Origin of the sequence: Streptosporangium sp. NPDC049644 (assembly GCF_040675205.1) — a bacterium.
GTDB classification, from domain to species: Bacteria; Actinomycetota; Actinomycetes; order Streptosporangiales; family Streptosporangiaceae; genus Streptosporangium; species Streptosporangium fukuiense.
The window spans coordinates 13351-25048 of sequence record NZ_JBFAOJ010000059.1 but is presented as its reverse complement, the minus strand read 5'-3'; the positions used below and the strand labels follow the sequence as shown (position 1 = coordinate 25048).

General features: G+C 67.0%; 5 protein-coding genes and 1 pseudogene. 3 read left to right on the top strand and 3 right to left on the bottom strand.

Annotated elements, in window-relative coordinates; translation table 11 throughout:
• Positions 1–4: 4 nt before the first annotated feature.
• Entirely contained in the window at positions 5–1021 is a 1017-nt protein-coding gene (locus tag AB0J58_RS28385; RefSeq protein ID WP_364221150.1) for a serine/threonine-protein kinase, read from the bottom strand.
• Between the two features lie 1077 nt (positions 1022–2098).
• Here AB0J58_RS28385 and AB0J58_RS28380 point away from each other — a divergent pair.
• From AB0J58_RS28380 to AB0J58_RS28370, 3 genes and pseudogenes are all read left to right on the top strand, one after another.
• The gene (locus tag AB0J58_RS28380) at positions 2099–8080 is read left to right on the top strand and encodes a hypothetical protein (RefSeq protein ID WP_364221086.1); all 5982 of its coding nucleotides are present in this window, start codon (positions 2099–2101) and stop codon (positions 8078–8080) included.
• Positions 8077–10137, top strand: coding sequence for an MBL fold metallo-hydrolase (locus AB0J58_RS28375; RefSeq protein WP_364221083.1), 2061 nt, complete (start codon positions 8077–8079; stop codon positions 10135–10137). The genes AB0J58_RS28380 and AB0J58_RS28375 overlap by 4 nt, the downstream gene beginning before the upstream one ends.
• A 65-nt stretch (positions 10138–10202) precedes the next feature.
• A pseudogene (locus tag AB0J58_RS28370) lies at positions 10203–10313 on the top strand (hypothetical protein); the annotation flags it as partial.
• A gap of 44 nt (positions 10314–10357) precedes the next feature.
• Here the strand turns inward: AB0J58_RS28370 and AB0J58_RS28365 are convergent.
• Positions 10358–10720, bottom strand: coding sequence for a hypothetical protein (locus AB0J58_RS28365; RefSeq protein ID WP_364221081.1), 363 nt, complete (start codon positions 10718–10720; stop codon positions 10358–10360).
• A gap of 142 nt (positions 10721–10862) precedes the next feature.
• Positions 10863–11627, bottom strand: coding sequence for a class I SAM-dependent methyltransferase (locus AB0J58_RS28360; protein WP_364221078.1), 765 nt, complete (start codon positions 11625–11627; stop codon positions 10863–10865).
• Between the last annotated feature and the right edge of the window lie 71 nt (positions 11628–11698).

The following is an 11698-nucleotide window of genomic DNA, read 5'->3' as shown; positions in this document are numbered from 1 at the left end:
CCTCTTAGAAACGGGCGTTCGAAGCGTAGGCGCCGCGCAGGCGTGCGGCGAGCAGGGCGACGACGGAGCCGGGGACGATCACCTGGCTGAGGTCGCGCCTGGGGGGAAGCGGCGGCTCGATCTCCGGAGGGTCTGACTCCCGCTCCACATAGGTTGCCACCGCCAGCCTGCGAGCTGCCACCGGAAGGGACGTTCCATCGGCGGTCGCCAGCTCGGCAAGCCAGGCCGTCGCCTGCGCCGGCTCGGGGCGGGCCGCCGGGTCGTGCGTGAGCATCGCGGCGACGATCGGTTCGAACGCGGCGGGAAGCCCGGCGAGGTTCGGGGCGATCTCGGGGTCGACGATCCGCATGAACAGCGCCGCGAGATTCGGCGCGTCGTAGGGATAGTGCTTGGTCAGCGCGAACAGCAGGGTCGCGCCTAAGGCGTAGACGTCGGTCGCCGGCGTGACGTTCTTGGGGGTGTTGGCCTGCTCGGGCGACATGCAGGCGGGTGTGCCCAGCGTCGACTCCGAGGTCGTCAGGTCCGTAGGACCGTCCGCGAAGGCCACCAGCCCGAGATCGATGAGCTTGGGTCCCTCCCGGCCCATCAGCACGTTGCCGGGCTTGAGATCCCGGTGGAACAGACCGGCCCGGTGAATGTCCTTAAGCGCGTCCGCGAGGAGGACGCCGAGGACGGCCGCGTCCTCGGCGGTGAGCGTGCCGTGCAGCTCGACGAACTCCTTGAGGCTCAGCCCTCGGACGTACTCGACCGCGAGCCAGGGCTGCTCGTCCTCCTCCTCGGAGGCGTCGACGAGTCCCGCGACGTGTGCTCCCTGAACGGTGCGGAGCGCGTCGATCTCCCTGGCGAAACGGGCCCGCACCTCGGCCCGGCCGGTCAGTTCCTCACGGATGACCTTGACGGCGACCTGCTCCTGTTCCTGGGTCAGGCCGTAGAACACCCGGCCCATGCCTCCGAAACCGAGCCGGCCATGCAGCGTGATGTCACCGATCCGCCGGGGGTCGGAACGGTCCAGGGGGTCCATTCGCACCTGCCTTGAGATTGCAGAACGGTCGTCCGGCCAAAGTACGACCTCATCACGTACGCGAAAGAAACGCACTTCGAAAACAGAGATCCGCGAACAGATCGTTATCCCTTTCCCCGACGCCCGGTCAGCTTATCGACCGCCAGCAACATTTTTCAAGTGAATCATATTCACACTAAGGCTGCGTGCCGGTAGCCGGTGAGGTCGACGGAGGAGATGATCTGCCGACTCGCTGACCACCCAGCACTGCCCTCGGACCTCCACCAGAGCTCCGATGCCTGGCCGTCGCCGGGTCGCGCCGATCAGCCGGCGGCGCTCCCACCACCCCCCTGAGGTGCCATGCGGTGATCGCACAGAGGCATAGCCGTCGGGAGCAGCGGACCCGCAAAGTCGATCGCCCAATGACCGTTCCGTCAAGGGTTGGGACTGGACTGTACGCTACGCACGTGTTTCATGTCTACAGAAAAAATATTTGTGCATCTAGTTCACATGTGATAGAAAACGATCAACCACTTAGGTGACGCGACACACACCCGATCGGGTTACCGAACAGCCACTGCTTCCTACCGCTCCGCCTTTGGCCGCACGAGGACGGGTGTGCGGCCGCATCTTGGAGAGGTCGACGACCTCGCACCGGCGGCGAGCCCGACCGAGGTGTTCGGCGAATCCGTGACAGTGGCGGTGATCCCGCCGCGGGGAGCCATCTGGTTCCGGCACATCGAACGGTGACACGAATTTCGCTTATCGTGCACGGCCGTGCACGCCGGGCCGTATTTTCAGTCTTCACAACCCGATTCCATCGCCACCAAGCGAATGCACTTCATCCCTGGATACAGAACTTGAGAGCACGCGACCCTACTACGGGGGCCGGCGATGCGGAAGGTGAAGGTGCCAACAGTGCGGAACTGCACCAGGAAGACCCCCCATCCCGCACCTTTAGGTTATGTCAAAACACAAAAGGTGTTTACGGACTTTGATCTCCTCCTAGCGGAGCTGATATCAAGGGTAACCGCCGAAGATCTCCTATCGAGCACAGTCAGATACCCTCCATCTCTTCGCAAGGAGATATTGCGACATGTGGGGCTATCCAACATGCGTTCGATCAACAAGTCGGCAGCGGCCAATCTCGTGCATGTGCTCAGGGGAAGCGACAGGAAGCGGAGCTCGTCGCTCATCCACTTTCTCAGCCTGCCCTTCATCCCCGGGTTCGAGAACCACGACGAGCTCACCGCGGACGCCTGCGCGGGACTGCTGGGGCCGGACTCCGCCGCCGAGGTGATGTCCTCGGCACCCGTCTTCGCCGAGATGTTGGCGACCACGAGGTGCCTCACCGACAACCTGGTCGACCTCGTCTTCGCGCACATCCTGCGGCATGGCGTGTCACTGTCCTCGATGGCGCTCGCCCTGCTCGTCTCCTCCGACGAGCGTATGAGTCCGGATGCCGGTGAAGCGGTCCGCGCCGCCTGGCAGGAGTTCCGTGCCCCTCATCCGGAGCTCCCCGAAACACCGATCTCACTGTCCGAACTTCGCGACGCCGCCCTGGCCGCCCCGGTGCGGGATCTCGGCGGGATCGAAGAACTCAACCACTACGAGTCTGAAGAGTCCGAATTGACGACAGAGCCCGCCCACGTACCCGCCGAGGATTCCACCGAGGCGCTACGGGAGGAGATGAGCCGTCTGCGTCAGGCGTTCCTGAAGGGCGCCGAGGCCGCCGAGAACGTACGGCGAGCGTATGCCGACGCACGCCGACCTCTTGATCACGACCTCGACGTCATCAGGCGGAGCGTCATCGGTTTCGACGAACTGCGCGACAGGCTCGCAGCTGCGACCGATTCCACGATCGCCGACGACGACACGGTAGCCACCCTGCAGCGGACCCTCGACCATGTCGCGTCGGCGAGTTCCCAGCGTCGCCGGATACTCGCGCTGGCTCACATCGAAGGCCCGGCCGGCCTCGAAAAACCGCTGGAGGAGATTCGCAGAGCCTCGCTTGAAGAGTCTCCGATCCTGGCGACGCTCGTCGAGCTCATCGATCTCGCGGGCGATCCGAGTGCTTTCCTGCGCACCTTCGAGTTGCAGGAGAAGTTCAGGGACGAGGCGCCGGCCGGCTGGGCCCCGGTGGCCGCGGCCGCGGCGCAATGCCTGCTGGTGGTTCCCGAGCCCTCGCACCTCCCGAGCGGGCTCTCCGAAGAGGACGAGCCTGAAGATGACGAGTCCGATGAGGACAAAGGAGGAACGGCCCCCATTTCGGACGAGCCGACGACCCCATCGCCGCCTCAGGGCGCGGCCCTCTCCGACACTCCGGAAGACCTGGACGACCTGGCCGACCTGGATGCCTTCCTGGAGGCCGGCCTGGCGCAGCCGGAGAGGGCGTCGTCGCGGGAACCCAACGTCGCGAGCGTCACTCCCCCTTCTCCCGTCGCCCCCGTTGCCTCCACAGCTGGGGTCACCACTGTGGAGGTGAGTCCGGAGGAACAGGAGCAGCCAGAAAAAGCATCGGCCCCCTCGCAGCCGTCCACCGACGACGTGACGGGCCTTTCCCCGGAGGTGGTCGCGGCCGAGGCCGAGGCGATCCGCGCCGGACAGCTAGGGCTGGCGGCCTGGCTCCGGACGGCGGCGGGCCGCCCCAGCTCCGAGATCAACGCGCGGCGGTGCGCCGCGATGGCCGCCGAGATGAGCGAGTTCGCCGGACGGCTGTCGGCGGCGTTCACCGAGTCGGCCACGGGGCTGACATCAAAGGCGCTCGGCGATGACACCGCCGGACAACTGCTCGCCTGGGCGGCGGCGATGCGCACCGGTCTGATCCATCCCACCCCGGAGACCGCCCGGCTTCTTGAGGACCTCTCCGGTGTGGTCTCCGACTTCCCGGCGCTGACCGCGTACGGAGAGGCCTTCGCCAAGGTGGCTCAGGACGGCGCCTATCTCGTACCGGGGTTGTCCGGAAGGATGCGGAACACCTCACAGGCGGAGAGCAGCCAAAAGCACGCCTCCTCGGCTGCGGCGAAGCTCCTTGAGGACGGCCCGTCCCGGACGATCAAGTTTCAGCGGGCCACCGAGGTGTGGAAGTCCCTGCTCCAGGAAACCTCACCGCTGGGCGGCATTCTCACCATCGCGGCCCGTAACGACACCGCCCAGGCGCGAAGAGTAGGCCTTGAACTCAAAAAGCTCCGCGCCGCCCAGGTGATCGACCGGATGATCGACACCGAGGCCAAGAAACGGACGTCGAACCGTGGGAGCAACCGCATCCACTCCGGCGCGCGGATCAAGCTGGTGGAGAAGGTCAACAAGGCCCTGGACAGCGTGGCGGCCTGGGTGACGGCCGTCCGTGAGGTGGAGGCGCTGCGCACCGACACCTCCGGTGCTCCCTCGGTCGTCGGAAAGCTGAACGACCTGCGAGCGGTGGTCAACCACGACAGGATCCGCGCCGAGGAAGAACTCGCCGACCTCGCCGCCTCAGCGGAACCACTGGCCGCCGCCGCTGTGGCCGCCACGACGCTGATTCACGACACCCTGTCCCTGCTCGACGGAAGCTCTCCACCGGAGTCCGAGCCCGCGATCGCCCACGTGCTCAACGGTGATCTCCTGTTCTCTCCCGGGATCAGGGTCGACGCCGACACGTTGACCCCGTACGCCCCTCCTTCTCTGAGCCGGCTCCTACCCCTGTGCGGTGGAGGCGACCGGGACTGGCGAACCGCCTTCACCGCGCGTGCCGATCTCGGCGACCACGAGGGCACCCGGGCCGTCCTCTCCGTCCTGACGCACCAGGACCACGCGCTCGCGGCAGAACTCCGGCAGCGCAGGGAGAAACTCGTCGACTCGGCCCGGCACGCGCGCAGCGACCGGATCGAGGAGATTCACGATCAGATCGCGAAATGGCGCCGCGACGGCGTGTTCCCCGAGGTCATCGCCACCCGCTTCTCCGGAATACTGCAGACACTCGCCGGTGACGAACGGGACGATTTTGGTGTCATCTCCCACGCCCTCGACGAGCTGGAGCGGGAGGCCATCGGAATCCGCGATGACAGGATCACTGCGGAGCTGGCGCGACTGACAGACCTCAGTGCCGAGAACTCCGACGTCGCCGCGGCCCAGGGGCGGATCAGGCCCCTCATCGAAGCCGGTGACCTGACCACGGCCCAGGAGTTCACCGCACAGGCACAGGCCGGAAAACAGCTGCCCGAACTCCCCGACGCCGTCGATCATCTCGACCGGTTCTTCCCGCGTTTCCCCACGTCCTTCGAGGACATGTCCTCCCGCTCGGCGGGACGGCAGCGGAAACCGGAGAGCGTCGATTGGTTCCAGAAACTCAGGGACGCGCTCAAACTCGGGAACGATGTCGCCGATCCCCGGCTCGGCGACGTCCTGGCGCAGACCGGCCTGTCGATCTCCGACATGCCGAGGGGGCGGCACGGAGTGTCCGAATACGGAATCCGGAACTGGCAGACCATGGCGCAGGGACCGAAGGCCGCCGGAAATCTGAGGTCCGCCATCACCGCCGTGCTACAGATGATCGGCCTGGAGGGGGAACAGGACGCCGACCCCAGCAATGAGCAGAACCGTATCTGGATCGCCCTGAACCAGGTCCGCACGATCGGCGACGCGCTGCTACCGGCCTTCGGGTCCAGGATGAGCCCGTCGGGTGACCGCCTCAGACTGCTCCTCGTCTGGAAGTCTCCCGGCCCGCAGCAGGTCATCGAATGGTTGAAGGACCAACCCGAAGGCCAGACCGTCCTGGTCTTCTACTTCGGGGTCCTCACCGTGGAGCAGCGGCGTCAGCTGGCCGCGGCCAGTCGCAAGCGCCCCACCCCCGTGGCGGTCGTCGTCGATCACGCCGCGATCTGTTACCTCGCCTGCCTGCCCGAGGCCAACTGGACCTCGACGGTGAGCCTGCTCGCACCGTTCAGTTCCGCCAACCCGTACGCGCCCACGGGTGACGTGCCGGAGGAGATGTTCTACGGACGCTCGGATCAGCTTCAGGAGGTCACCAGCCGGACGGGATCCTCGTTCGTCTACGGCGGCAGGCAACTCGGTAAGTCCGCGCTGCTTCGCAAGGCCGAGCGGCACATCCAGAAGACCGACAAGGACCGAAAGATCATTTTCGAGATCATCCAGGACATCGGACGGGTGGCGCCGGTCGAGTCGCTCTGGCCCATGCTCGCCAGGAAACTCTCCGCGGCCGAGATTCTTCCCGACTCGGCGAGAATCCTCTCCGACGCGAAGGAGATCTGTCGCGGGGTGAAGGAGTGGATCGAGAACGACCACACGCGGCAACTGCTGATCCTGCTGGACGAGGCCGACGAGTTCCTCAACGAGGACGCCCGCCGCGCGTCGTTCAGCAATGTCATCGCTCTGCGTAACCTGATGAACGAGACCGACCACCGGGTGAAGGTCGTCTTCGCCGGCCTGCACCAGACCGCCCGCTTCGAGAGCCTGCCGAACCAGCCACTGGCACATCTCGGAACGCCCATCGCGATCGGACCACTCGATCCACAGGACGCGTTCAATCTGCTGACCAGGCCGCTGGCCGCGCTCGGCCTACGCTTCCCACCCACCCTCGCCGCTCGGGTGATCGCTGAGGCCAACAACGCGCCCGCCCTGATCCAGCTCTTCGCGGAGTCCCTGCTGACCCGCCTGCGACGGCTTCCTGCTTTGCAGACGGCACTGCCCTACGAGATCACCCGTGAGGATGTGGACGCCGTCTGGCGGGACAACAAGCTGGCCCGAGGGTTCCGTGATCGCTTCGAGTGGACCCTCAACCTGGACAAGCGTTACAAGGTCATCGCCTATGCCGTGGCGTTCAATTCTCTTGACGCGGGAACGGACGCCACGATGACGGCGGGCGAGTTGCGGGCCGCGTGCCAGGAATGGTGGCCCCAGGGATTCAAGGACTCCTCCAGCGACGGCTTCCGCGGGCTCCTCGAAGAATGTGTCAATCTCGGCGTTCTCGCCGCCGACCGGGAACGCTACCGGTTGCGCACCCCGCACATCCTCAACCTGCTCGGCGGCGCCGACGAGGTCGGGGCGGTCCTGGAACAGGCCGAAGGTTTCGAGCAGGCCGACTCGTTCGACGCCCAGTCCTACCGCGCTCCGTACCTGGGGCGGCGTGAGCGGTCGCCGCTGACCGGCAGCCAGGTCTCCTGGCTGCTGCGCCGGCAGAACATGCTCCACCTGATCACCGGCTCGAAGGCACTGCAGATCGACCGGGTGGCCGCCGCGCTCCAGGAGGAGGCCAAGCGGCATGGTCAGGCGCAGGTGTGGCGAGTCGGTGAAAACGGTCTCACCTTCGACGGGGCGGTGCAGCGGGCCGGTAGCGGTTTGGGGCACAACATCGTCATCGCCGACCTTTCCGGCCTTTCACCTGCCAAAGTAGTCGATATCGCACGCACGGCCTCCCGCTCGGTCTCCCTGTCCAGCGGCGGCACCCTTGCCGTCGCCATGATCGCTCCTCCGGAGCACGCCCTTCAGTGGCTGACGATCGGCCGGGGAACGGACCCGGCCGGAGACAGCACCGGTGACCTGGCCGCTGCGGCCAACCTCGTGGAGTTGCAGCCGTTCAACCGGCCCGGAGTACGGCAGTGGATGTACGAGGAAGGACTGGGGTTCCAGGACGAGACCAGTCAGGGAGCCCTGTTGCGCGTCACCGGCGGATGGCCGGTCCTGATCAGCAAGGTGATCCAGGAGCTGAACAGGCCCGACACCTACCGTGAGCACGCTCTGGATTCGTGCCGGGCGTACCTGGACCGGGCGCCAGGTGAGTTCGTGGAGGCCACAGGAGTCCTCTCCGGCAGGGCACTGAAGGCCGCGTGGAATGAGCTCGTACAGCATACGGAGATCACCGAGGACCAGGAGACGATCGCGGGCATTCTCGCCCTGGCGGGAGCGGACGAGGACGGGCACCCGCTCTCCGAAGCTCTCCTGCGACAGGAGCACTACGTCTCCACCATGGATCTGGTCGAGGTGCTTCGCACCTTGGGCGCGCTCGTGCTCCGCGCCGACGGCAAACTCGAACGCGAACCCGTCCTCATGCAGGCGACCCGGCGGATGGGGCGATCACGGTGACTTCGGATCCGCTGCTGCCGGTACTCCGCGCGGTGGCCGAGGTGTTCCTCTCCCGCCCGGCTTTGGCCGGGCGGGAACACGAACACGACGTCGATCAGTTCGTCACCGCCCGGCGACAGTTGCTCATCGACGCGCTGCTCAGGTTCCCTGAGCTTCGCGCCCGCATCCGCAGGGAGCTACAGATTCCCCGCGACCAACCGGAGTCAGCGACTCTCGTGACGCTGCTCTCGTCGGCTGACGACGATGTCGTCCGGACGGGGCTCCGGCTGGCGGAACAGCTGGACAGGGTGAGCCGCCTCCAGCAGACCCGCCTGCAGAGACATCAGAAAAAGATCGAAAAATTACGGGCCCGGCTGGAGCAGGCCAATGGTCGGAACAGGCATGCGGCTGCGGAGCTTCGGAGCACCAGAGCCGCCCTCGGAGACGCCGAGAGGCGCGCCGAGGAACTGGGCGTCCAGGTGTCCGCTCTCCAGCGCCGTCTTCGAGATCCACACACGACCGCCGCCGGCCTCCTCGCCGCCCTGCAGCAGTCACCCGACATGCCCGAGGGCGGATCCGAGATCCGGGATCCGCGTAATCGACAGGCTCCTCCCACACCCCCCGTCCCACTCGTCGCGCTTGCGGCGAAGGTCGCGGGCATCGAGCCCGAAACGCTTGTCACGGCGCTCCAGGCGATTGTGTCTCCTCCGGACATCACGCCAGAGCCTCGGGTGACCGTCACCCGGGAACTCCAGCTGCGCGTCCTGCCCTTGGGCGGTGCTACCGAGATCGGCGGCTCGTGCTTACTCGTCGAAGCCGGTGGCACCCGTCTGCTCGTCGATGCCGGACTGCGTCCCGGTGATCCGGCCCAGCCACCGCGTGACATCGATCAGGCTCTGACCGGACCGATCGACGCCGTGGTGGTCACCCACGCGCACACGGACCACTGCGGGTACGTCCCTGCGCTGGTCGAGCGGATGCCACGGCTGCGAGTGATCGCGACCCCGGCGACCGTGCAGTTGATGCCCGCCATGTGGGCCGATTCCGCGAAGCTGATGGACCGACGGCAGCGTACCCATCGCAAGTGGGGGGCGAACGGCGAGGCGCTCTACCAGGGCGCCGCCGTCGAGGCCGCGGTCCAGCGCTGCGAGGAGGTCCCGTACGGTGTGCGGCGTCAAATCGGGAACGTCACCCTTGAACTCTTCCCCGCGGGCCACATCCTCGGGGCTGCGGGGGTCGTCCTCCAGGCGGGTGACCAGCGCGTCGTCATCACCGGCGACATCTCCGGGTTCCGCCAAGAGACCGTGGACGGCTACGAGATTCCCGACGCGGCACGCGAGGCGGACCTGCTCGTGATGGAGTCCACCTGCTGCGGCGAAATCCACGACGCGCGGGAGACCCGCGTCACCGACCTGGTCCGTGCCGTCGAAGAGGTCTACGCGGCGGGTGGACGTGTTCTCATCCCCGCCTTCGCGCTCGGCCGCGCCCAGGAACTCGCGCTGATCATGCGGTACAGGCTGTCCCATGTGCCGGTGCTTCTCGACGGGATGGCCGCGGACATCACCTCCTCATTCGAGGCCATCACCGCCGGCCGCAGCTCCCCGCTGCGCATCGTCGGCGGGAATGTGGCACGGGCCAACCGCCCCGACGATCTCGACCAGTTCACCTCCGGAGTGGTGATCACCACGTCGGGCATGCTCACCGGAGGGCCGGCCGTGCAGTGGGCGGCCCGTATCCTGCCGGAAGCCAACAGCGCGTTGTTTCTCTCCGGATACCAGGACGAGGAGTCCGGTGGTGCCAGGTTGCTCAGACTCGCCGAGGGTGGCGCCTCGCACCTGTCCGTCGACGACCGCGGCATGGAGAGAAGAATTCCTCTTAGGGCTCGTGTCGAGATGATGCGCCTCTCAGCACACGCCGACAAGCGGGGCCTGCTCGAAATCGCCGACGAGGTCGCGGCCAAGCAGGTGATGCTGGTGCACGGTATTCCGTCACGTCAGCGGGACTTCGCCAAAATCCTGCAAATACGCCACCACCGCATGGCGCCGACCGGCTCCTGGCACGAAGGGATATCTGTCTGACCATGGGGTCATGCTTCTACGACCGGGTCGACTTCTAGGTGAACTGAGTCACCGAGACGGTCACCCAGTTCATCGCCGTCCCTCGAAAGGCCAGGGGCTACAACTCCGAGAAGAACGCGGCGTACCGCGCCCGTTCGGCCTGGCTGGACGGACTCCGCCAGCTCGGCATGCGGGTCGTCCCCGAGCACACGCTGGGGGATCGGCCGCCCGTCAACCTCCACTACGCGGCCGTGTGGATGGTGAAGCGCCGTGCCGACGGCCCCAACCGGTCGGCTGCGGTAACCGATCTCGACGACGTGGTGCCAACCCTGGTCTCCACCGGCGGACGGCGCCGGTATGTCTCGGTCGTGACGCAGACCCGGTAGTCGGGGTGAACGGCGACCATCAGGTGGCCGGGGATCGCGGCCACCAGCTCGTTCTTGTGCAGCAGGTCGAGCAGGCCGTCCTCGAAGGGATCGCCGTCGTCGCCACCCGGCTCGTACGACTCCAGGACCCCGTAGTCCGTCCACAGCGGTTCCTTGTGCACCGATACCGACACCGGCCGGGTGGCATGGGGAAGATCCGGGTGGACGTCGATGCGCACCTGAACCGCAAGGTGGGCGTCAGGTGTGTCCGGTGCGACCGGCTCACCGGGGAGTGGGGCGCTGCCGGCAGTACGAGCGGATCCGGATGACGGGGGACGACCTTCCGGTAGGCGAGGGGGAAACCGGTGCCGGAAAGCCGGGTCAGATGGCGCCGGTTCGTGCCGCGGTGACCACCATCGTGGTGTAGGGCATCGTGAAGCCGCCCCCGATCGCGTCGATGGCGGCTCCGACGCCTGCCAGCACTTCGGCCAGTTTGTCCGCCGGGAGCCGGGTGAGGCCACCGGTCGTGGGCAGCAGATCCAGCCACTCGTCGCGGGTGTAGAACCGCTCCCAGTCGAATCGCCACCGCTCCGGGTCGCCGAACCCGTCCGCCTTTCGGATTCCGTCGGCGAACACGGTGAACATCTCCTGGTAGGTGTCCAGGCCCTGCTTCGGCGGCCGGCCGTTGAACGGCGAGTCGGGCACCACCCGCCGATAGACCGCCGTGAAGGACTCCGCGATGGCGGGCGGAGGTTCGAGGACATGCGCGAACACCGCCAACCGGCCGCCGGGCCGCAGGATCTGGGCTGCCTTCACGGCGCCCGCGACCGGGTCCACCCAGTGCCAGGCCTGGCCCGCGATGACCGCGTCGAACGTCCGGCCGGCCGGATCCCAGGCCTCGAACGTCGCCACCTGCACGTCGACCCCGCTGTGCCGCGCGAACTCGGCCATCCGCTCATCGGGGTCGACGCCCAGCACCGTACAGCCGGCCGCCTGGAACTGCCGGGCCGCTATGCCGGTGCCGCAGCCGACGTCCAGGACGTCAGGCCCGGGACCGGCGGCGACGATACGCGCCACGAGGGCGTCGGGATAGCGGGGCCGGGCCCGGTCGTAGCGTTCGGCGTCCGCCCCGAACGACTCCGCCATCTGTCTGGCCTGGTGAGGCTCGTTCTCGGAAGGGTGCGATTGTCCCCGCGATATGGTGGGCATGCGCCCAC